We start from the raw sequence: 22035 nt of genomic DNA, 5'->3' as shown, positions 1-22035 counted from the left end.
GTCGTTGTAAGTCTGGGCATTGTAGAAGGCGAGTGTGTCGCGACGAGTGGGATAGCCCACGCTTTCGTAGAACCTGAACTCTCCTTCAAACGACACCAAACGAGCAACGCGGCCCAGACTCGCCTATAATAGAACGATCGTTCTTAAATTTGACGCTCGACGGCTGTTTGACGCGAAACGCGGACGGCAGCCGCTACACTCATATCGCCGGGCATCGGATGCACCGGCAGTCGATCTGGAGACTCGCACCATGGCCTTGCCCGCCGTCCTGCAGAACCTTGCTCTGCCCGTCGTCGCCTCGCCGATGTTCATCGTCAGCTACCCTGAGCTCGTGCTTGCGCAATGCAAGGCGGGGATCGTCGGTTCGTTTCCCGCGCTCAACGCGCGCCCGGCCGAACTGCTCGACGAATGGCTGACACAGATTCAGGCCTCGCTTGCCGAGCACAAGGCGGCGAACCCGGACGCTGTCATCGGGCCGATTGCCGTGAATCAGATCGTGCATCAGTCGAATGCGCGGCTCGAACACGACATTCGCGTGTGCGTCGAACACAAGGTGCCGATTTTCATCACGAGCCTGCGCGCGCCCGCGAAGGAGATCGTCGATGCCGTGCACAGCTACGGCGGCATCGTGCTGCACGACGTGATCAATCTGCGTCACGCGCAGAAGGCGCTGGATGCGGGCGTCGATGGTCTGATTCTCGTCGCGGCGGGTGCGGGTGGCCACGCAGGTACGACGTCGCCGTTCGCGCTGGTCGGTGAAGTGCGGCGCATGTTCGACGGCCCGATCGTGCTGTCCGGCTCGATTGCGAACGGCGGCTCGATTCTCGCCGCGCAGGCGATGGGCGCCGATCTCGCGTACATGGGCACGCGCTTTATCGCGACGAAGGAAGCACATGCCGTCGAAGGCTACAAGCAGGCGATCATCAACGCGAATGCCGCCGACATCGTCTACACGAACCTCTTCACGGGCGTGCACGGCAACTACATCCGCGAGAGCATCCAGAGCGCGGGACTCGATCCCGATGCGCTGCCTGAGTCGGACAAGACCGCGATGAACTTCGGCGGCGACAAGGCGAAAGCGTGGAAAGACATCTGGGGCGCAGGCCAGGGCGTGGGTTTGATGCACGATGTGCCGAGCGTCGGTGAGCTTGTTGCGCGTCTGAAGGACGAGTATCAGGCGGCGAAAACGCGGCTCGGGATTGGTCGCTGAATCGTTGGCATTGAAGGTATGAAAAGGCCGCGGACGCGGCCTTTTCGCTTCAAGACGGCGTCACATGTTGCGCCGGTACTGGCCGCCCACTTCGAACAGCGCATGCGTGATCTGTCCCAGCGAACAGACGCGCACCGCCTCCATCAGCACGGCAAAGACGTTTTCATCGTCGATGACGGCCTGCTTCAGGCGTTCCAGCATCGCCGGCGCTTCGCTTTCACGCGATGACTGGAACGCGCGCAGGCGCTTCAGTTGCCCCTGCTTTTCTTCTTCCGTCGAGCGCGCGAGCGCGATTGGCGGCGGCGCGTCGTGCGCATGCGCGCCGAGGAACGTATTCACGCCGACGATCGGATACGAGCCGTCATGCTTGCGATGCTCATACAGCATCGACTCATCCTGAATGCGGCCGCGCTGATAACCCGTTTCCATCGCGCCCAGCACGCCGCCGCGCTCGGTGAGCCGGTCGAACTCCGCGAGCACGGCCGCTTCGACGAGATCCGTCAGTTCGTCGATGATGAAGCTGCCCTGGTTCGGATTCTGGTTCTTCGCGAGCCCCCATTCGCGATTGATGATCAACTGGATCGCGACCGCGCGGCGCACCGAATCTTCCGTCGGCGTGGTGATCGCTTCGTCGAACGCGTTCGTGTGCAGCGAATTGCAGTTGTCGTAGATCGCGATCAGCGCCTGCAACGTGGTGCGGATATCGTTGAAGTCGATTTCCTGCGCGTGCAGGCTGCGGCCCGAGGTCTGCACGTGATACTTCAGCTTCTGGCTGCGTTCGTTCGCGCCATAGCGGTCGCGCATCGCGACGGCCCAGATGCGCCGCGCGACACGGCCGAGCACCGTATATTCCGGGTCCATTCCGTTCGAGAAGAAGAACGACAGGTTCGGCGCGAAATCGTCGATATCCATACCGCGCGCGAGATACGCCTCGACATAAGTGAAGCCGTTGGCCAGCGTGTACGCCAGTTGCGAGATCGGGTTCGCGCCCGCCTCGGCGATGTGGTAGCCGGAGATCGACACCGAATAGAAATTGCGCACGCCGTGCTCGACGAAGTACGCCTGAATGTCGCCCATCACCTTCAGGCTGAATTCCGTCGAGAAGATGCAGGTGTTCTGCCCTTGGTCTTCCTTCAGGATGTCGGCCTGCACCGTGCCGCGCACGTTTTCCAGCGCGAAGCGGCGCGCGGCGTCGAGTTCGTCTTGCGAAGGTTCACGGTTGTCCTGCTGCACCTTCGCGTGCGCGAGCGCGATCTGTTGATCGATTGCGACATTGAAGAACATCGCGAGAATCGTCGGCGCGGGTCCGTTGATCGTCATCGACACCGACGTTTCGGGCGCGCACAGATCGAAGCCGTCGTAGAGCGCTTTCATGTCGTCGAGCGTCGCCACGGATACACCCGAATTGCCGACCTTGCCGTAGATATCGGGCCTTTCGTGCGGCTCCTCGCCGTAGAGCGTGACGGAATCGAACGCCGTGGACAGGCGCTTGGCGGGCATCCCTTCGGACAGCAATTTGAAACGCCGGTTGGTGCGGAACGGATCGCCCTCGCCCGCGAACATACGTGTCGGGTCTTCGTTCTCGCGGCGAAACGGAAACACGCCCGCCGTGAACGGGAAATAGCCGGGCAGATTGTCGAGCATCAGCCAGCGCAGGATTTCGCCGGGGTCCTTAAACGCCGGCAGCGCGACCTTGCGGATCTTCGAGCCGGACAGCGTTTCGACGGTGAGCGCCGTGCGGATTTCCTTGTCGCGGATCTTCACGACATGTTCGTCGCCGGAATAGGCCGCGACCGTGCCCGGCCACGCATCGAGCAGCGCCTTTTCGCGCTCGCCCATTTGCGACGTGCGGGCGTCGATGAGCGAATCGAACGCAGCGGCATCCGGCACGCGGCCGTTCGCCTCGCTCAGCATGCGGCGCGCTTCGTCGAGCTGCCAACGCTCGCGCGCGAGCTGCGATTGCGCTTCGACGCGCTCCCGATAACCGCGCACCGTCAGCGCGACATCCGACAGATAGCGCACGCGCGCGGGCGGCACGATGGCGTTGCGGCCCGTCGAATGACGCACACCTTGCAGTTTCGGCAATCGCCCGTCGCTCTCATGCAGACCGTGATCGCGTAAAGCCTTCGCGACATGTTGGTACACAGCCGTCACGCCGTCATCGTTGAAACGTGACGCAATCGTACCAAATACCGGCATCTCCTCGATTTTCGATCCAAACTTATGTTGGTTACGTTGAACCTGCTTTGCGACGTCGCGCAACGCGTCGGCGGCGCCCTTGCGGTCGAACTTGTTGATCGCGACAACATCCGCGAAATCGAGCATGTCGATCTTTTCGAGCTGGCTTGCTGCGCCGAACTCCGGCGTCATCACGTACAGCGACTTGTCGGCGTGCGGCACGATCGCCGCATCGCCCTGTCCGATTCCCGACGTCTCGACCACGATCAGATCGAAGCCCGCCATCTTGCAGGCGTCAATTGCGTCGGGCAGCGCGTCGGAGATTTCGCTCGATGCCTCGCGTGTCGCCAGCGAGCGCATGAAGACGCGCGCGCCGCTGCCCCAGTCGCCGATCGCATTCATGCGGATGCGATCGCCGAGCAGCGCGCCGCCCGATTTGCGGCGAGAAGGATCGATGGCGATCACGGCGATGGTCAACGTGTCGCCGTAGTCGAGGCGAAAGCGTCGGATCAGTTCGTCGGTCAGCGACGACTTTCCCGCGCCGCCCGTTCCTGTGATGCCGAGCACGGGTACGCGCGTTTGCCCGGCTTGCGCGGCGAGCGCCGCGCATGTGGCGGGATCGACGTCGTCCGTTTCAAGCGAGGTAATCAGTTGCGCGAGCTTGCGGAACGTGACGACATGCCCGGTGCGATCCGTGTCTCTGCGCATCGCGTCCTTCAGGTCGACAACGAGTTGCGCAGGCTGAGCGTTCGCTCTTGCCGCGTCGCGGCAACGCGCGATCATGTCGTCGATCATCCCTTGCAGCCCGAGCCGCTGGCCGTCGTGCGGCGAGTAAATACGCTCGACGCCATAGCGCTGCAACTCCGCGATTTCATCGGGGACGATCACGCCGCCACCGCCGCCGAACACCTTGATCCGCTCGCCGCCGCGCTCACGCAACAGATCGACCAGATAGCGGAAGTATTCGACGTGCCCGCCCTGATAGCTCGACACCGCGATGCCGTCCGCGTCTTCGTGCAGCGCCGCCGTCGCGATTTCTTCGACCGAGCGGTTGTGGCCGAGATGGATCACTTCGACGCCGCTCGCCTGCAGGATGCGCCGCATGATGTTGATCGACGCGTCGTGGCCGTCGAACAGTGCGGCGGCCGTGACGAAACGCAGGCGTCGCGAGGACGGCTCGTGCGGCGAGGGCGGCGCGGAAGATCGGGAAGCGGGCGCGTCGTCGCCGACGCGCTGCGGCGTGGAAAGATCAGTCATGTCTCCCCCGGATCGAATCGTCAGGTTCGTTCTACTTCGCGGGTGCTGCAACCAGTATAACGATACGACCCAATCGTCCGTGCGGCGTTCAGTGGGCGCGAATTGACGGGCACTGCGCCGCGAATCTCACCGTACTGCGAGCGCCCTGATCTGCTCGAGCGTCGGCCACAATGTCTCGCTCGAAAAGCGCTCCGCGATGAAATCGACAAACGACCGCACCTTCGCCGACAGATGCCGGCGGCTTGCGTAGACGACGTGAATGGGCAGTTCGCGCGGCGGCAGTTCATCGACGAGCAGCGGCACGAGGCGGCCGGCAGCGAGATCGTCGCCGATCACTTCGGTGCCGAGCAGCGCGAGCGCCGCGCCCTGCAGCACGACCACGCGCTGCGCCTCCAGATGGTTGACGATCAGATTGCCCGAGAACTTGACGCGCGCGCTTTCCGCATTCGCGCCCGCGACCAGTTCGAGCGCCGACACGCCCGCGTACTGAATGAAGTTGTGGCGTGCGAGATCGGCGGTGTTTCTGGGCGCGCCGTGCCGCTTGATATAGTCCGGCGACGCGCACAACACGAGATGCGCGGTCGCCACTTGGCGGGCGATCAGCGACGACGACTTCAGCCCCAACGGCGACGCGCGGATCGCGACATCGAAGCCCTCGTCGATCAGTTCGACGACGCGGTCCGACAGCGTGATATCGACGGTGACTTGCGGATGCTGCGTCGCGTAATCGGCGACGGCGCTCATCACGTGCCGCAGACCGAACGCGGACAACGTCGACACGCGCAAGCGCCCTTGCGGCACGATACTCGCCGCACCGACCGCCTGCTCGGCTTCGTCGAGTTCGCTCAGCACCTGGCTCAGACGCTCGTAGTACTCGCGGCCCGCTTCCGTGGGCGCGACGCGGCGCGTGGTCCGGTTCAGCAATCTTGCACCGAGTTGCTGCTCCAGATGCATCACATGCTTGCTCGCCATCGCCGCCGACATGTCCATCTTTTCCGCCGCGCCGACGAAGCTGCCGACCTCGACCACGTGGCGAAACACTTTCATGCTGACGAGGGTATCCATGGCGATCGCTCGGGATAGGAATGAATCAGGCTGATTCCCGGGACTTTATCAAGGAGCCGTCGACAATGTGCGGCGCCGGCGAGCATCCGAAAGAAAAAGCCCTGCATTCCGTGAGGAAGGCAGGGCTTTGCAGGGCACGCCGCAGCAGCGCGCGGGACACGCCGCCGCAGCGTGTCTGTCGTGATCAGAACTTCGCGCGAATGCCTGCACCGGCCGTATAGCCAGAAGACTGGCCCGTGTACTTGTCGTAGAGATACGCCGCGTAGACGTCGGTGCGCTTGGACAGCGGATAGTCGTAGCCGATCGCCGCCGACTGGTGCATCTGGTCCAGACCGCCCGTATCGCGCGAGTAAGCATACGACGCCATCACCGTGCCCGTGCCGAGCGGCACCGACACGCCGCCCTGCGCCGTGTTCACGTGCCAGCTGCCGACGTCCTGGTCGTTCTTCGTGTACATGTACTGACCGTAGAACTTCGCGAACTTCAGGTCGTACGACACGCCCACCTGTCCAACCGACTGGCTCTTCAGGCCCGAAACCAGTGATCCGAGGTCGGTCGGCGAGTTGTTGAAGTTCACGTACTGGAACACGCCCGTCGCCGCGAACGGACCGTGGAAATACAGGAACTGCGCACTGTATTTCTTCGAGCCGTTGTGATCCGCCGAATTGCCCAGCGCATACATCGCGCTGCCCGACAGCCCGCTGAAGTCCGGCGACGAATATTGGACTGCGTTGTTCCAGCCGGAATCGCCGACCACGCCCATGTCCGTCGTGTAGGTCGGGAACGTGCCCAGGCCGAGGAACACGTGATAGACCATCGGCGAGAAGACGTACGAGTCGATGAACGGATTGAACAGAATCGTCGACACGAACAGTTGCGTGGTCAGACGGCCCGCCGTCACCGTGCCGTACGGCGACTCGATACCGACATACGCGTTACGCCCGAAGAACGTGTCGCCGTCGAAGCGGCCGAACTTGCCGTTCTGCGCGCGGAAGAAGTCTTCCAGTGTGAAGATCGCCTTGTAGCCGTTGCCCAGATCTTCGGCGCCCTTGAGGCCCCAGTACGACGTCGACATACCGCCGCCCGACACGTTCCATGCGCTCTGGCTGCCCGGGAACTTCGTGACGCCGACCCATTCGTCGACCTGACCATAAAGCTGCACGCTCGACTGCGCGAACGACGACGTCGATGCAATGGCCAGCAAGGCACCGATGACGCTCGCCTTCAGGGTTGTTCTCAGCGCACGGCTGACGGTGGTATTCATGGGTTCTCCTGTCTTTGTCAAAAGGTGTGGCTGTACGGCGGGGCGCTCGCCGGATCCGTGTTTGTTATCCGTTTGATCGTCGAGCCAATCTGGGCTGGGACAAATCTTTGCGGACCATTTTTATGGACAAAAATATCTGCGGTTATTGCGGGTATATGAGACTGAATAGTTTGGTGAACTTTCGGCCTGATACTGGTTGCCGACACATCTTGTTTCCGCAGTGCCGCAAGCACCCGCGCGCCCTCGAAAGCGCGCGGATTCTATAACACAGCGTGTGATGCGAAGCGCATCAACGATAGATTGATGCGCCGCCGCAACGAAGAGGGGATTTGATGACAAACGCCATAGACTGACGAGCGTTTTCAAAAATGTGTGGCGTGCTTACGTCAGATCAGACGGGGTATTTTGTCGGACGTGCGGAGACCGAAAAGATTGGGTAGCTGAACTTGAGAAAACACCGTTCCGATCTCAGAGCGAGTGGATGGAAAGCAGGATAGACCGAACTGCGAAACGTCCCGTAGAGGGCAGAGGATAGGTCAGTTACGGTAAGGCGACGGAGACGGGATGCGCGACGGGTCCCCAGGCGGGCGCGGAATCGGGCGCGACGCGCCGCGCTCTTCGTTGTAGCGTGTGACGTCGTCGCGGATCGAACCGACGTGCGCCGATTGCGCGGTCGCAGGCGGCCGCGGCGCGTTATGCGAATCGGTGCTGATAGGCGTGATCGCACCGGCATACTGGGTGCCGACGTATTGCGCGGCTGGGCGATTGCGATAGACGTCGGCGGGAAGCGCCATGCGTTGTGCGGTGTAGTTCGATGCATTGCTGCCGTACACGCGCCCGGCGAATGTGTCGTTCACACTGGTCCGGCCCGACGCGTTGCCGCGCGTGCGCGGCGCTTCATTTCGCGCATATCGGCCAGCGTGACCTGACATCGCCACGCCGCGCGGCATGTCACGCGAAATATTGGCGCGCGGCACAGTGTTTCCATGGACAGGGCCACCAAACGACGAACCGTGAAAACTCGACGCGCCGCCGAACAACCCGTGTCCTTCATGGCTGACAAATGACGGTTTCGCATAGGCGAGCGAGGTCAGCGCGACGATCAGCGCGCCCGTCATCCACCATTTGATCCTCGACAGCCCTACAAGCACCATGTTTCACCTGCCCGACGACCCGCCTGAGAGCCCGCCGTTCGAGCTACGGCTTGGCTGGTTCCGGGGCTGGCGCGACTTGCATGACAAGCTTTCTCGCGCGATACCCCATCGGCCTTCGAACAGTAATTTATTGGCGTCCTCCCAGTGAGTCGAGCCAAAATATGTTAGGTCTGCGGCACTCTTGTAACGCATTGTTACTGCGACGTTTTTTCGCCACAAACCTCTTGCGGCGCGAGGGGAAAAAGCGCTGAAACGGGGTCGTTCGAACACCTGAATTCGTATGAACAGAGGCGCTCCAAAACGCTTGTTTCAACGTGTCGTTTCGACCGATTCTGGACGCCCGAAACGGTCGTTCTGACCAGCAGACTCGATGCGAACGCAACCATGCACGCGGACGGGCGTTTCATGCGCTCAGGTAATTAATCAATTCGGCAAATGAATTTGCTTTTTCAATCACTTTGCGCGGACAATAGCCCTTTGGCACGCGCCCGCCGGCGACATCAAGGCGATCGCTTCCCCTGCATGAGATTTGAAAGATGGCCCGTCCGAAACTCCTGCCCGACAATTTCACGCTCTGCCTGATCGGCACGGTGATTTTCGCGAGCCTGCTGCCCGTGCACGGCCACGCGGCGACGGCGTTCAACTGGGTAACGGATTTCGCGGTCGGGCTGCTGTTCTTCCTGCACGGCGCCAAGCTCTCGCGCGAAGCGATCATTGCCGGCGCCACGCATTGGCGGCTGCACCTCGTCGTGCTGTTAAGCACGTTCGCGCTCTTTCCGATACTCGGGCTCGTACTCAAACCGCTTCTTTCGCCCCTCGTGACGCCTGCGCTCTACGCCGGCATCCTCTTCCTCTGTACGCTGCCGTCGACGGTTCAATCTTCGATCGCGTTCACGTCGATTGCGAAGGGCAATGTGCCTGCCGCCGTGTGCAGCGCGTCCGCATCCAGCCTGCTCGGCATCTTCATCACGCCCGCGCTCGTCAGCGTGATCGTCACGAGCCAGGCCGCGAGCGGCACGTCGCCGTGGCATACGGTGTGGAACATCGTGCTGCAACTGCTGGTGCCGTTCGTCGCCGGGCAGCTGCTGCGGCCGATGATTGGCGGATGGATCGACCGCAACCGCGGCGTGCTGAAGTTCGTCGACCAGGGCTCGATCCTGCTGGTGGTGTACGCCGCGTTCAGCGAGGCCGTCAACGAAGGCCTGTGGCATCAGATTCCGCTCGCGGCGCTGGGCGGGCTGCTCGTGGTGTGCGCGGTGCTGCTGGCGCTCGCGCTGCTCGTGACGATATTCGTCAGCAAGCGCCTTGGCTTCAGCCGCGCCGACCAGATCACGATCATCTTCTGCGGTTCGAAGAAGAGCCTCGCCGCCGGCGTGCCGATGGCGAAAGTGATTTTCGCCACGCATGCGGTAGGCGCCGTCGTGCTGCCGCTGATGCTGTTCCATCAGATTCAGTTGATGGTCTGCGCCGCGCTCGCGCAACGCTGGGGCGCGCGCGACGTCAGCGCCGAGAAGCGCGCCGCGCAAAAGGGCACGACAGCCGCTGTTGCGCGCCGCTAGGCCCATTTCGAAAAAGTCGAGATTCATAAGCGCTCTCCCTGAGTGCATGTCGTGAAAGCCGCCTGCGGGCGGTTTTTTCGTTATTTCATCCTGCCCGGCCGCTGCTGTCGCCTCGGCACGACGGCATAGGACAAACGCACGCACCTGCCGCCCAAATAGTGAAAGCGCTTCCGCCAAGCACCAGAACGGTGCGGAGCGTCATTAAAAATTCATTTAATTTCAGCGACTTGCTGCCGATAAGCCGACGGTCCAATGCTCCGGCCGTGTGTCATGCCTCAACGCTCGTTCTCCACCATCGCAGCGCCGCGCATCGTCGATCTGATCGCGCAGCGTGACCTGTCCGCCGTGTTCCAGCCGATCGTCGATTTCGACGACGGCGCGATTCTCGGCTACGAAGGGCTGATCCGCGGACCGGCCGGCTCCGCCCTCGAAGCGCCGTACGCGCTATTCGCGCAGGCGGCCGCCGAAGGCAGCGTGATCGCACTGGAGCGCGCCGCCGCGCACACCTGCATCGAGGCATTCGCGAAGCTCAAGTACGAGGGCAAGCTGTTCCTGAATTTCAGCGCCGGTGCGATCCGTCAACTCGCCGATAACCGCGAAGACACCTTCGTGATGCTGCGCAACATGGGCGTCGATGCCGAGCGCATCGTGATCGAATTGACCGAGCAGAGCGCGATTCCCGACGTCGCCAGTTTCCTGCCCGCCATCTCCATGCTGCGCATGGCCGGCGCCCAGTTCGCACTCGACGACTACGGCACCGCGAACGCCAGCATGAACCTATGGGTGCGTCTGCAGCCGGACGTGGTGAAGATCGACCGGTTTTTCATTCACGACATTGCCAGCGATCCGCTCAAGTTCGAAGCCGTCAAGGCAATGCAGCACTTCGCGGCCGCGAGCGGCGCGCGTCTGGTGGCCGAAGGCATCGAAAACGAGGCGGATCTGATCGTCGTGCGCGATATGGGGATCGCTTGCGGACAGGGCTATTTCTTTGGCAAGCCGCATGCGCATCCGCCGCGCAAGGTCTCCGACGACGCGCGCGAGGCACTGCGCGCCGGTCATATCGCCGTGTTCCCCGAAGCGACGCGCGCGGTGAGCGCATCGCCGTCGGGCGGGATGGCATCGGCGAAGATGGTCGTGCATGCGCCCGCGCTGCCGCGCAACGCGACCAACAACGACGTGCTCGAACTCTTCAACCGTCTGCCGAACCTGCATGCCGTCGCCGTCGTCGAGCATAACGAGCCCGTCGCGCTGATCAACCGGCGCGCGTTCATGGACCGCTACGCGCTGCCTTACCACCGCGAGCTGTTCGGCAAGCGGCCATGCCTGTTGTTTGCGAATGCATCACCCGTGGTCATCGAAAAATCGATGACGGTCGAAGACATGGCCAAGCTGCTCGCCAGCGACGACCAGCGCTACCTCGCGGACGGCTTCGTCATCACCGAGAGCGGCAAGTACGTCGGCCTCGGCACGGGCGAAAGCCTCGTGCGCGCGGTGACCGAAGTACGCATAGAGGCGGCGCGTTACGCGAATCCGCTGACTTTTCTGCCGGGCAATATTCCGATCAGCTCGCACATCACGCGGCTGCTCAGCCACGAAGCCGGCTTTTATGCGTGCTACGTCGACCTGAATCACTTCAAGCCGTTCAACGACCAGTACGGCTACTGGCAAGGCGACGAAGTGCTGAAGTTCGCCGCGCACGTGCTCGCGGAAGTCTGCGATCCGACACGCGATTTTCTCGGCCACGTCGGCGGCGACGATTTTCTGATCCTGTTCCAGAGCGAAGACTGGCGCGAGCGCGCAGAGCGCGCCATTCACGTGTTCAACGAAGGCGCGCAGCGCTTCTACGCGCCGGGCGACCGCTTTGCGGGCGGCATCCATGGCGAGGACCGGCGCGGCAATCCGACGTTCTTCGGCTTCGTGACGATGGCGATTGGCTGCGTGCTCGTGCAGCCGCACGCGGGCGAAGCGGTGTACAGCAGCGAAGACATTGCATCGGTTGCGGCGCTCGCGAAGCGCCGCGCGAAAAGCGAAGCGTCCGGTTTCGTGATGATCGGGTTCGAAGAAAGCCAGATGTTGCTGCAAGGGCGCACGGCGGCAACCGTCGACTGAACTTCTTCGCCCCGGCTTCGGCTTCCGCCGTCATCTCCAGCGGCAAAGCACGCCGCAACGACATTCCTTTGTCACGACGAGCAGTCACCTTGGCAGCAAGGTTCGGACCGCGCGTTCACCACTCGTGTTTCTCATTCCCGAGCGGCGCGCGCCGCGCTCGCCTGCGGCCGCAACTTCGCTGCCGTCCGTATCAATTGATGAATCCAATACGCCGTTTAGTGCATTTTACTAAACAAACGATTCGCCTTCATTGCGCCTGTATACGGGTATCTACGCGTATCGAAAGCCCCTGAGCGAGGGTTTAGCGCGATCGTTTTACTATACAATCACCCGAACTTGAACTCCGCCGCTGCGCGTCTCTCGCGCCGCCGCTTTTTTCGATGGCTACAACGATCCGCGACGTCGCCCGCGCGGCCAGCGTGTCGATCGGCACCGTCTCACGCGCTCTAAAGAATCAGCCCGGTTTGTCGGAAACGACGCGCGAACGCGTCGTCGAAACGGCCCGCCGGCTCGGCTACGATTCCGCACAGCTGCGCCCACGCATTCGCCGGCTCACGTTCCTGCTGCATCGTCATCACAACAACTTCGCCGTCAGCCCGTTCTTCTCGCACGTGCTGCACGGTGTCGAGGACGCGTGCCGCGAGCGCGGCATCGTGCCGTCCGTGCTGACAGCGGGCCCGACCGAGGATGTCGTCCAGCAGATGCGCCTGCATGCGCCCGACGCGATCGCCGTCGCCGGTTTCGTCGAGCCGGAAACGCTCACGACGCTCGTTGCGATGAAGCGCCCGCTCGTGCTGATCGATCTGTGGGCGCCGAACCTGCGCTCAGTGAATCTCGATAACCAGGCGGGCGCCGCGCTCGCGATGCAGCATCTATTTGCGCAGAAGCGCACGCGCGTCGCGTTCATCGGCGGCTCGCTTGCGCACTACAGCATCGCGCAGCGCGCGCTCGGCTACCGGCGCGCGTTTTTCGACGCCGGCCTGCTGTTCGACCCGTCGCTGGAAGTGACGATCGACGCCGGGCTGGACCCCGACGCCGGCGCCGCGCTCGCGATGGAGCAACTGCTCGACCGCCCCGGCCCGCGCCCCGACGCCGTCTTTGCCTACAACGACCTCGCCGCGCTGGCGGCGCTGCGCGTGTGTCTCGCGCGCGGCCTGCGTGTGCCCGAAGACATCGCGATCGTCGGTTTCGACGACATTCCCGCCGCCGCGCACGCGCGCCCGCCGCTCACGACGATCGCCGTCGACAAGGAAGCACTCGGCCGGCGCGGCGTCGAACTGCTGCTCGAAGACACGCCGTCAGCACTCGACATTCGCATTCCGGTCCAACTCGTTGTCCGTGCCAGTACCTCGGTGAAAATGCCATGAAACAACCCGACACGACTCTTTCGAACAACACCGCCAATCACAAGGTGCCGCCTGTCGCGAGCTTCCGCGATGGCGCTTTCCTGCTGTCGCACGTCGAGGACACGCTGCGCTTCTACGCGCCGAACGTGCTCGATCCGAGCGGTGGCTTCTTCCACTTCTTTCGCGACGACGGCACGATCTACAACCGCGCGACGCGTCACCTCGTCAGCAGTTGCCGCTACGTATTCAACTACGCGATGGCGTACCGGCAGTTCGGCGATCCGCAGCATCTGGAGTACGCGCAACACGGCCTGAAGTTCCTGCGCGATGCGCACTGGGACCCGCATCAACAAGGCTACGACTGGGAGATCGACTGGCGCGACGGCCACAAGCGCACGCTCGATGCAACGCGCCACTGCTACGGCCTCGCGTTCGTGCTGCTCGCGTACGCGCACGCGGCGATGGCAGGCATCGAAGAAGCGAAGCCGATGATCGCCGCGACCTTCGAGCTGATGGAGCACCGCTTCTGGGACCCGGCAGCCGGCCTGTACGCCGACGAAGCCACGCCCGACTGGAGCGTGAGCTCGTACCGCGGCCAGAACGCGAACATGCACACCACGGAAGCGCTGCTCGCCGCGTACGAGGCGACGGGCCATCTCGTGTATCTCGACCGCGCCGAGCGCGTCGCGACGAACATCACGCTGCGTCAGGCCAAGCTGTCGCAAGGTTTGGTGTGGGAGCATTTTCACGCGGACTGGTCGGTGGACTGGCACTACAACGAAGAAGACAGCTCGAACATCTTCCGTCCGTGGGGTTTTCAACCGGGCCATCAGACGGAATGGGCGAAGCTGCTGTTGATCCTGGAGCGCCACCGTCCGCTGCCGTGGCTGCTGCCGCGCGCGATCGAATTGTTCGACGCGGCCATGACGCACGCGTGGGACAACGATCACGGCGGCCTGTACTACGGCTTCGGCCCGGACTACACCGTCTGCGATCACGACAAGTACTTCTGGGTGCAGGCCGAAACCTTCGCGACGGCCGCGCTGCTCGGACACCGCACGGGCAACGAGCGCTTCTGGGACTGGTACGACGAGATCTGGCGCTACAGCTGGACGCATTTCGTCGATCATCGCTATGGCGCGTGGTATCGCATCCTCACGTGCGACAACCGCAAATACAGCGACGAAAAGAGCCCGGCCGGCAAGACCGACTATCACACGATGGGCGCCTGCTACGAAGTGCTGCAGCACGCACTGCAAGCCGCAGTGCAGCTTGAATCGCAGCCTTCCAGCGCGTCCGAATAACCTCGTACGGTGAGCATCATGAGCGCGAGCCCTGAATTTCACGCTGAGTTTCCCGAATTCGTTTCCGCCGGCGACATCCTCACCGATCTCGTGCGCACGGGTCCTGCAAGCTGGCTGTCGGTTCCCGGCGGCGCGGGCTGGAACGTCGCGCGAGCGGTTGCGCGGCTGGGTCTGCCGACGGCCTGCGCCGGATCGCTCGGCGTGGACAATTTCTCCGACGACCTGTGGAACGCGAGCGTCGCCGCGGGTCTCGACATGCGCTTCATGCAGCGCGTCGAGCGCGCGCCGCTGCTCGCCGTCGTGCATCAGACGCATCCGCCCGCGTATTTCTTCATGGGCGACAACAGCGCGGACCTCGCCTTCGATCCGTCGAAGCTGCCCGAAGGCTGGATGCCGCAGGTGAAGTGGGCGCATTTCGGCTGCATCAGCCTCGTGCGCCAGCCGCTCGGCGCGACGCTCGCGAAGCTCGCCGCCGACCTGCGCGAGCGCGGCGTGAAGATCAGCTTCGATCCGAACTACCGCAACCTGATGGAGCACGGCTACGAGCCGACGCTGCGCCAGATGGCGTCGCTCGCCGATCTGATCAAGGTATCGGACGAAGACCTGCGGCTGCTGTTCAAGACCGACGATGAAGCGGCCGCCCTCGCGCAATTGCGCGCGATGAATCCGACGGCGATCGTGCTCGTCACGCGCGGCTCGGAGACGGCGACGCTGATCGACGGCGACCGGATCGTCGAAGCGAAGCCACCGCGCGTGGCTGTCGCCGATACCGTCGGCGCGGGCGACGCGTCGATCGGCGGACTGCTGTTCAGTTTGATGACGGCGCCGCAACGCAAGTGGGAAGAGCATCTGGCGTTCTCGCTCGCGGCAGGCGCAGCAGCTTGCCGCCATTCGGGCGCGCATTCGCCGACGCTCGATGAAGTGGTATCGCTGCTGCAGGATTGATCCGCCGATGCTGTCGGAAGAAGCTGCCGGTGCAAGCGCCCGACCGGCAACTCCGCTGCGCGGCGGCATGCAAACGCGCTGGAAAACCTGCTGAGCGCGCCTCTGAGCGCCGACATGTGAGCGTCGAAATCGCGTGCTAGGATGGAATCTCCCCCTTGCAGGAGATGCATCATGGAGGACGTCACCTACACCAAAGGTCTCTATACGGCGACGGCGAGCGTTCGCCCGGTAGATGGCGGGCAATACCAGGGCGTCGTTGCGCTGTCGCGCGACGAGGGCGACGAGACAGAAGACACGCTCTACGAAGTCGAAGCCACGTCGCCGACAGCCGACGAAGCGCTCGAAGACGCGAAGGCGCTAGCCCACAGAATCCTCGGCGAGATCGAACTATAGGCACTGGGCTTTCGCATTGAACGATACGTGGCGCGTCAGCCGCGCGCCGCGCCTACGACGTTTTCTTCGTTGAACAGGCGGAGGCGATCATGGCAGAACCGCTCTTTCTTTACGGCGTGTACGCGATACACGTGCGGCCACTCGAACTTCAGGGCGCGCGCTGGGACGCGGAGTACGAAATCCGGCATCGCGATCATCCCGTGCAGCGCTGGACCACGGTAGGCGGCGACACGGGCTTCGCGACGGAAGCCGAAGCTGTCGAAACGGCGCATCAGCAGGCCGTTGCCGATATCGAGCACGGCGCGGGCGTGCCGAAGCCGCGAGCGTTTCCCTAAGCGGACGCCGGTCGCGTCGCCTGAAGTCACGCATTGCCGTCAGTAACCGGGCGGACGGGCTACACTACACGCCGCAGCGGGCGACGGGCATCATGGCCGCGCCGCGACGCTGCGCGACACACCGTCAGCAAAACAGAAAAAGAATGAGCGCGACCCCGCCCGAATCGAACCATCACCGTGCGCGTAAAGGCCGGATTCTCGACCGAAAAATTCGCATGCGTTCGCACACAGTGATCGCGCATGGCTTGCCGCTGCGCGTCTGGCAGGACTTCTATCACCGCGCGCTGACGATCAGCTGGCCTGTGTTCTTCATCTCGCTCGCGTTCCTGTTCCTCGTGCTGAACTCGGTCTTCGCGTCGCTGTACGAACTTGGTAGTACCGCGATCGCCAATCAGAATCCGCAGGGCTTTGCGGGCGCGTTCTTCTTCAGCGTCGAGACGCTCGCGACGGTCGGCTACGGCGACATGCATCCGCGCACGCTTTACGGGCATCTCGTCGCGACACTGGAAATTTTCGTCGGCATGTCGGGCATTGCGCTGGCCACGGGGCTGATCTTCGCGCGCTTTTCGCGGCCACGCGCGAAGATCATGTTCTCGCAATACGCGGTTGTACGCCCCATCGACGGACGCACCACGCTGATGGTGCGCACCGCGAACGCACGGCAAAACGTGATCGTCGAAGCTCGCGCGCGGCTGCGGCTGATGCGCGTCGAGCAGTCGTCGGAAGGCTATGTGCTGCGCAAGATTTACGACCTGCGGCTGGTGCGCGATCAGCAGCCAATGTTCTACCTCGGCTGGAACCTGATGCACGTGATCGACGAAGCCAGCCCGCTTTTCGGCCAGACGCCGGAGAGCCTCGCCGAGCAGGACGCGTCGCTGCTGATCACGATAGAAGGTTCGGACGAAAACACCGCGCAGACGATGCAGGCGCGCTATTCGTGGCTCAGCGACGACATACGCTGGCAGCACCGCTTCGTCGATCTGATCCGCGAAGTGAACGGGGTGAGCCATATCGACTACACGCATTTCGACGACGTCGAGCCGCTTCAGCCGCACGAACTGCAGCAGGCGCCGACGGGCTGAGCACGCGACGCGCTTTCCACGCGGCGGCTAGTGCGTCGCCTTCAACGCGTCTATTTCACGTTGTTCGATTGCCATTGCCCGCACGTGCCCTTCGCGCGTGATCGCCCGCTCGACGTACTCGCCGATGCGCCCCGACGGCTCGAGCAGCTTCGCGACAAATGCGATCTGCAGCGTGCCCGCCAGCAGCAGGTCCGCAGCGGAAAAGCGCTCGCCGAGCAGCCAGTCGCCTTCATCGAGCGCCATATCGATGGCCGCCTTCACGCGCTCCAGGTTGCCCCAGCCAAAGCTGAACGAATTGCCCGACGCGCCCGTCATCTTTTCGGCCATCGCGGGTTCGAGACAGCCTGGCGTGAAGAAAAGCCACTGCAGGAAACGCCCGCGCAACGGATCGCCGACTGGCGCGCCAAGATTCGCTTCGGGGAAACGGTCGGCCAGATACAGCAGCACCGCGCCCGATTCGGCGACCTGCACGCCACCGTCGTCGAGCGCGGGGAGCTTGCACATCGGATTGACGTGGTGGAAATCGGTGGTGTCCTGCTCGCCTGTGCGCAGGTTCACGCGTGCGAGCTCATAGGGCTCGCCGATTTCTTCGAGCATCCACAGCGCGCGGAAAGCCCGCGTTTTCGGCCAGTAGTACAGTTTCATTGTCCGTCTCCTGTGGGTTGCAGAACTGTTGGCATAGCGTAACCCAAGGGCGGGCTTCACGAACCTCGTCTGGATGGCATAGGCATGTCTCAATCGCCATTCCAAGTAACGCTCTCAATCGCCCTTCAGACAGCCCGGCTTCCGAAGGCGGTGGATCTATCTCAATACGAGCCCGAATGGCTGGAATCATGTCGCAGTCAATGAATCAGCGATAGAAAGTAGCAAGAAACTTCTCCAATTGACGCGAAAGAATGGAGTCTCTTTCGGTACGACGGCAAGCCGTAACACGATGCCGCCAGCGAAACGCAAAACGCGCAACCAGTTGCATGGGACCAGAGTAAGGCGCTGAAGCGCCAACTCTGGTCGACAGGAGACTCCACAATGACCGCACGTCTACCCATCGACGGCACCCCCGCACTCGCCGACTACCGCCTGTCGGACAACCTGACCGCCACGCGCGGCCGCATCTTCCTGACAGGCACACAGGCGCTCGTGCGTCTCGCGCTGATGCAGCGCCAGCTCGACAAGGCGCGCGGCCTGAACACCGCTGGCTTCATCAGCGGCTATCGCGGCTCGCCGCTCGGCATGGTCGACCAGCAGTTGTGGAAAGCGAACAAACTGCTGGAAGCGAACGACGTCCGCTTTCTGCCCGCGATCAACGAGGAACTCGGCGGCACGGCGGTGCTCGGCACACAGCGCGTCGAATCGGACCCGGAACGCACCGTCGATGGCGTCTACGCGATGTGGTACGGCAAAGGCCCGGGCGTCGATCGCGCAGGCGACGCGCTCAAGCACGGCAACGCCTACGGCTCGTCGCAGCATGGCGGCGTACTGGTCGTCGCCGGTGACGACCACGGCTGCGTATCGTCGTCGATGCCGCATCAGAGCGACTTCGCGATGATCGCGTGGCACATGCCCGTCGTGAACCCGTCGAACATTGCGGACATGCTGGAGTTCGGCATCTACGGCTGGGCGCTGTCGCGCTACTCGGGCGCGTGGGTCGGCTACAAGGCGATTTCGGAAACGGTCGAATCGGGCTCGACCGTCGATCTCGACGCGTTGCAGATGGAATGGCCCACGCCCGAAGGCTTTCAGGCACCCGCGGGCGGCCTGCACAACCGCTGGCCCGACTTGCCGAGTCTCACGATCGAACAGCGTCTGCACGCGAAGCTCGACGCCGTGCGGCACTTCGCGCGCTTCAACAGCATCGACAAGTGGATCGCGCCGAGCCCGCACGCGAACGTCGGCATCGTCACCTGCGGAAAGGCACATCTCGATCTGATGGAAGCATTGCGACGGCTCGATCTCACCGTCGCAGATCTGGAACAGGCGGGCGTGCGCATCTACAAAGTGGGCCTGTCGTTCCCGCTCGAAATGACGCGCATCGATGCGTTCGTTTCCGGTCTATCGGAAGTGCTCGTGATCGAAGAGAAAGGCCCCGTGATCGAGCAGCAGATCAAGGACTATCTGTACAACCGCACGGAAGGCACGCGCCCCACGATTGTCGGCAAGCACGCTGAAGATGGCTCGATGCTGCTGTCATCGCTCGGCGAATTGCGGCCGTCGCGTATTCTGCCTGTGTTCGCGAACTGGCTCGCTAAGCACAAGCCCGCGCTCGACCGCCGCGAACGCGTGGTCGATCTCGTCGCGCCGCAGATTCTGTCGAATGCCGCCGATGCCGTGAAGCGCACGCCCTACTTCTGTTCGGGCTGCCCGCACAACACGTCGACGAAAGTGCCTGAAGGTTCTATCGCGCAGGCGGGTATCGGCTGCCACTTCATGGCGTCGTGGATGGAGCGCGACACGACGGGTTTGATCCAGATGGGCGGCGAAGGCGTCGACTGGGCCTCGCATTCGATGTTCACGAAGACGCGCCACGTATTCCAGAATCTCGGCGACGGCACGTACTTCCACTCGGGCATTCTCGCAATCCGCCAGGCTGTCGCGGCGAAGGCGACGATCACCTACAAGATTCTCTACAACGACGCCGTCGCGATGACGGGCGGCCAGCCGGTTGACGGCAGCATCTCGGTGCCGCAGATTGCGCGTCAGGTCGAAGCGGAAGGCGTGTCGCACTTCGTCGTGGTCAGCGACGAACCGGAAAAGTACGACGGCCATCATGGCCAGTTCCCGAAGGGCACGACGTTCCATCACCGCAGCGAACTCGACAAGGTGCAACGCGAACTGCGCGACATAGACGGCGTGACGGTGCTGATCTACGACCAGACGTGTGCAGCCGAAAAGCGCCGCCGCCGCAAAAAAGGCGAGTTTCCCGACCCGGACAAGCGCCTCTTTATCAACGAGGAAGTCTGCGAAGGCTGCGGCGATTGCGGCGTGCAGTCGAACTGCCTGTCCGTCGAACCCGTTGAAACGCCGTTGGGTCGCAAGCGTCGCATCGATCAGTCGTCGTGCAACAAGGACTATTCGTGCGTTAACGGCTTCTGCCCGAGCTTCGTGACGATCGAAGGCGGCAAGCTGAAGAAGGCGGCAGGCGTCGCATTCGATGCAGCCGCGCTCGCCGCTCGCGTCGACGCATTGCCAACGCCTGCGACGCACCTCGACGCCGCGCCCTACGACATTCTCGTGACGGGTGTCGGCGGCACGGGCGTCGTGACGGTCGGCGCGCTGATCAGCATGGCCGCACATCTGGAGGGTAAGAGCGCATCGGTGCTCGATTTCATGGGCTTCGCGCAGAAAGGCGGTTCGGTGCTGTCGTTCGTGCGCTTCGCGGCGCGCGACGAATGGCTGAACCAGGTGCGCATCGACACGCAACAGGCCGACGTGCTGCTCGCCTGTGACATGGTGGTCGGCGCGGGCGCGGACGCATTGCAAACGGTGCGTCACGGCCGCACGCGCATCGTCGTGAACACGCACGCGATTCCGAACGCGTCGTTCGTGCAGAATCCAGACGCGAATCTGCACGCGGATGCGCTGATCGACAAGATGCGTCACGCGGCGGGTGAAGAGCGCATGTCGTCATGCGATGCACAGGCGCTCGCGACGCGTTTCCTTGGCGACACGATCGGCGCGAACATTCTGATGCTCGGCTTTGCGTGGCAACTGGGGCTTGTGCCTGTGTCGTTCGCCGCGATGATGCGCGCAATCGAGCTGAACAACGTCGCGGTGCAAATGAACCAGTTGGCGTTTTCGATTGGCCGTATGGCCGCCGCTGATCCTGCCGGACTGGAGACGCTGTGGACGCAGCGTCATGCGGCGCAGCCTGCTGTAGCGCTGGAGACACTCGATGCATTGGTCGCGGATCGTGAAGCGCGTTTGCTGGCGTATGGTGGCGAGGCTTATGTGAAGCGCTATCGTGCGCTGGTCGATGCGGCGCGTCGGGCTGAGCGCAAGCTCGAAGGCACGGTTGAGGTTGACGAGCGCTTGAGCCGCGCTGTTGCTACGACGTTCTATCGGCTGCTCGCGGTGAAGGATGAATACGAAGTCGCGCGCCTGCATAGCGATCCGGCTTTCCGTGCTGCGCTCGAAGCGCAATTCGAAGGTGTCGCGGGGAAGGACTTCGGCGTGAAGTTCAACCTTGCGCCGCCGACCATTTCACGCGCGAAACACGGCGCGACGCCGCAGAAGAAGACGTTTGGTCAATGGATGTGGCCGGTGTTCGGTGTGATGGCGAAGTGGCGCGGGCTGCGGGGCACGATGCTCGATCCGTTTGGCCGCACTGTCGAGCGGCGGATGGAGCGCGAGTTGTCCACGGACTATGAGGCAACGATGCAGCGGGCGTTTGTGATTTTTGATGACGTGACGGCGGATGATGTCGTCAAGCTCGCTGGATTGCATGCGCGTGTGCGCGGGTATGGGCATGTGAAGCTGGCTAATCTGGCTGCTGTTAAGCGCAGTGAGCGCGCGCTGGCTGCGCAGTTGCATGTCGAAGCCGCGACAGGGGCGGCTGTGGATGAGGCGCTTCGGGAAGCTAAGGGTGTTGGGGCGTTGCGGGGGATTCCTGTTGTTGTAGCGAAGTAGGTTTTTTTGTCTGCGACGCTTGTTGTGGTTTGCTTGTTTTTCGCTGGTATCCGCGATGGGTTCGGGTTGTAGGTTTGTGCTTTCGCTGGCATCCGCGTTTTGCCTTCGTGCTTCAAGCGTCGCCCCTGTGCGGGGGGCCTGTCATAGATTTTGTGTTCAAGGCATAACATGTAGCTCAAGGAGCATGTATGCCACGCAAACCCAAGACGAC

The 22035-nt window shown here is 62.9% G+C and carries 15 protein-coding genes; 10 read left to right on the top strand and 5 right to left on the bottom strand.

The window, feature by feature from the left end:
- Positions 1-250 precede the first annotated feature (250 nt).
- The gene (locus tag SB822_RS38465; protein ID WP_007577836.1) at positions 251-1210 is read left to right on the top strand and encodes an NAD(P)H-dependent flavin oxidoreductase; all 960 of its coding nucleotides are present in this window, start codon (positions 251-253) and stop codon (positions 1208-1210) included.
- A 60-nt stretch (positions 1211-1270) separates the two neighbouring features.
- On the opposite strand, the gene icmF is transcribed toward SB822_RS38465, so the two are convergent.
- The 4 genes from icmF to SB822_RS38445 all read right to left on the bottom strand — a co-directional run bounded on the left by icmF (position 1271) and on the right by SB822_RS38445 (position 8128).
- Positions 1271-4645 carry a fused isobutyryl-CoA mutase/GTPase IcmF gene (icmF, locus tag SB822_RS38460; RefSeq protein WP_410857078.1) on the bottom strand — a complete coding sequence of 1125 codons (3375 nt, stop codon included), beginning with the start codon at positions 4643-4645 and terminating at the stop codon, positions 1271-1273.
- Positions 4646-4771: 126 nt separating this feature from the next.
- Positions 4772-5710, bottom strand: a complete 939-nt coding sequence (locus SB822_RS38455; protein WP_007577840.1) for a LysR family transcriptional regulator — start codon at positions 5708-5710, stop codon at positions 4772-4774.
- 184 nt (positions 5711-5894) lie between these two features.
- The gene (locus SB822_RS38450; RefSeq protein WP_007577842.1) at positions 5895-6974 is read right to left on the bottom strand and encodes a porin; all 1080 of its coding nucleotides are present in this window, start codon (positions 6972-6974) and stop codon (positions 5895-5897) included.
- 536 nt (positions 6975-7510) lie between these two features.
- Positions 7511-8128 carry a hypothetical protein gene (locus tag SB822_RS38445; RefSeq protein WP_007736629.1) on the bottom strand — a complete coding sequence of 206 codons (618 nt, stop codon included), beginning with the start codon at positions 8126-8128 and terminating at the stop codon, positions 7511-7513.
- A 536-nt stretch (positions 8129-8664) separates the two neighbouring features.
- Here SB822_RS38445 and SB822_RS38440 point away from each other — a divergent pair.
- From SB822_RS38440 to SB822_RS38405, 8 genes are all read left to right on the top strand, one after another.
- The gene (locus tag SB822_RS38440; RefSeq protein ID WP_410857077.1) at positions 8665-9687 is read left to right on the top strand and encodes a bile acid:sodium symporter family protein; all 1023 of its coding nucleotides are present in this window, start codon (positions 8665-8667) and stop codon (positions 9685-9687) included.
- Between the two features lie 270 nt (positions 9688-9957).
- The gene (locus SB822_RS38435; protein WP_410857076.1) at positions 9958-11796 is read left to right on the top strand and encodes an EAL domain-containing protein; all 1839 of its coding nucleotides are present in this window, start codon (positions 9958-9960) and stop codon (positions 11794-11796) included.
- Positions 11797-12176: 380 nt separating this feature from the next.
- A complete protein-coding gene (locus SB822_RS38430; RefSeq protein WP_410857075.1) occupies positions 12177-13163 on the top strand; it encodes a LacI family DNA-binding transcriptional regulator in 987 nt (328 codons plus the stop codon).
- Complete coding sequence (locus tag SB822_RS38425) at positions 13160-14446, top strand: AGE family epimerase/isomerase (RefSeq protein WP_007577850.1); 1287 nt, start codon at positions 13160-13162, stop codon at positions 14444-14446. Before SB822_RS38430 ends, SB822_RS38425 begins: the two co-directional genes overlap by 4 nt.
- A gap of 18 nt (positions 14447-14464) precedes the next feature.
- Positions 14465-15391 carry a carbohydrate kinase family protein gene (locus SB822_RS38420; protein ID WP_007577853.1) on the top strand — a complete coding sequence of 309 codons (927 nt, stop codon included), beginning with the start codon at positions 14465-14467 and terminating at the stop codon, positions 15389-15391.
- A 171-nt stretch (positions 15392-15562) separates the two neighbouring features.
- On the top strand, positions 15563-15784 hold the full coding sequence (locus tag SB822_RS38415; protein ID WP_007577857.1) for a hypothetical protein: 222 nt from the start codon (positions 15563-15565) through the stop codon (positions 15782-15784).
- Positions 15785-15873: 89 nt separating this feature from the next.
- The gene (locus tag SB822_RS38410; protein WP_007577858.1) at positions 15874-16119 is read left to right on the top strand and encodes a hypothetical protein; all 246 of its coding nucleotides are present in this window, start codon (positions 15874-15876) and stop codon (positions 16117-16119) included.
- Between the two features lie 143 nt (positions 16120-16262).
- Positions 16263-17201 carry an ion channel gene (locus SB822_RS38405; RefSeq protein WP_410857074.1) on the top strand — a complete coding sequence of 313 codons (939 nt, stop codon included), beginning with the start codon at positions 16263-16265 and terminating at the stop codon, positions 17199-17201.
- Positions 17202-17228: 27 nt separating this feature from the next.
- Here SB822_RS38405 and SB822_RS38400 read toward each other — a convergent pair whose 3' ends face one another.
- Positions 17229-17846 (bottom strand): glutathione S-transferase family protein, encoded by a 618-nt coding sequence (locus tag SB822_RS38400; protein ID WP_410857073.1) that lies wholly within the window; start codon positions 17844-17846, stop codon positions 17229-17231.
- Positions 17847-18227: 381 nt separating this feature from the next.
- Between SB822_RS38400 and SB822_RS38395 the strand changes: the two genes are divergently transcribed.
- Complete coding sequence (locus tag SB822_RS38395) at positions 18228-21824, top strand: indolepyruvate ferredoxin oxidoreductase family protein (protein ID WP_410857072.1); 3597 nt, start codon at positions 18228-18230, stop codon at positions 21822-21824.
- Positions 21825-22035: the final 211 nt, after the last annotated feature.

The sequence above is a fragment of the Paraburkholderia sp. SIMBA_054 genome, assembly GCF_046534875.1.
Lineage (GTDB): Bacteria > Pseudomonadota > Gammaproteobacteria > Burkholderiales > Burkholderiaceae > Paraburkholderia > Paraburkholderia hospita.
This window is presented reverse-complemented; position numbering and strand designations above follow the sequence as displayed.

Bases quoted from the DNA above. Each gene is read 5' to 3' on its own strand.
- SB822_RS38405 (WP_410857074.1), top strand. From the start codon at position 16,263: ATGAGCGCGACCCCGCCCGAATCGAACCATCACCGTGCGCGTAAAGGC.
- SB822_RS38400 (WP_410857073.1), bottom strand. From the start codon at position 17,846: ATGAAACTGTACTACTGGCCGAAAACGCGGGCTTTCCGCGCGCTGTGG.
- SB822_RS38455 (WP_007577840.1), bottom strand. From the start codon at position 5,710: ATGGATACCCTCGTCAGCATGAAAGTGTTTCGCCACGTGGTCGAGGTC.
- SB822_RS38440 (WP_410857077.1), top strand. From the start codon at position 8,665: ATGGCCCGTCCGAAACTCCTGCCCGACAATTTCACGCTCTGCCTGATC.
- SB822_RS38445 (WP_007736629.1), bottom strand. From the start codon at position 8,128: ATGGTGCTTGTAGGGCTGTCGAGGATCAAATGGTGGATGACGGGCGCG.
- SB822_RS38450 (WP_007577842.1), bottom strand. From the start codon at position 6,974: ATGAATACCACCGTCAGCCGTGCGCTGAGAACAACCCTGAAGGCGAGC.
- SB822_RS38415 (WP_007577857.1), top strand. From the start codon at position 15,563: ATGGAGGACGTCACCTACACCAAAGGTCTCTATACGGCGACGGCGAGC.
- SB822_RS38430 (WP_410857075.1), top strand. From the start codon at position 12,177: ATGGCTACAACGATCCGCGACGTCGCCCGCGCGGCCAGCGTGTCGATC.
- SB822_RS38410 (WP_007577858.1), top strand. From the start codon at position 15,874: ATGGCAGAACCGCTCTTTCTTTACGGCGTGTACGCGATACACGTGCGG.
- SB822_RS38395 (WP_410857072.1), top strand. From the start codon at position 18,228: ATGACCGCACGTCTACCCATCGACGGCACCCCCGCACTCGCCGACTAC.
- SB822_RS38465 (WP_007577836.1), top strand. From the start codon at position 251: ATGGCCTTGCCCGCCGTCCTGCAGAACCTTGCTCTGCCCGTCGTCGCC.
- SB822_RS38435 (WP_410857076.1), top strand. From the start codon at position 9,958: ATGCCTCAACGCTCGTTCTCCACCATCGCAGCGCCGCGCATCGTCGAT.
- SB822_RS38425 (WP_007577850.1), top strand. From the start codon at position 13,160: ATGAAACAACCCGACACGACTCTTTCGAACAACACCGCCAATCACAAG.
- SB822_RS38420 (WP_007577853.1), top strand. From the start codon at position 14,465: ATGAGCGCGAGCCCTGAATTTCACGCTGAGTTTCCCGAATTCGTTTCC.
- icmF (WP_410857078.1), bottom strand. From the start codon at position 4,645: ATGACTGATCTTTCCACGCCGCAGCGCGTCGGCGACGACGCGCCCGCT.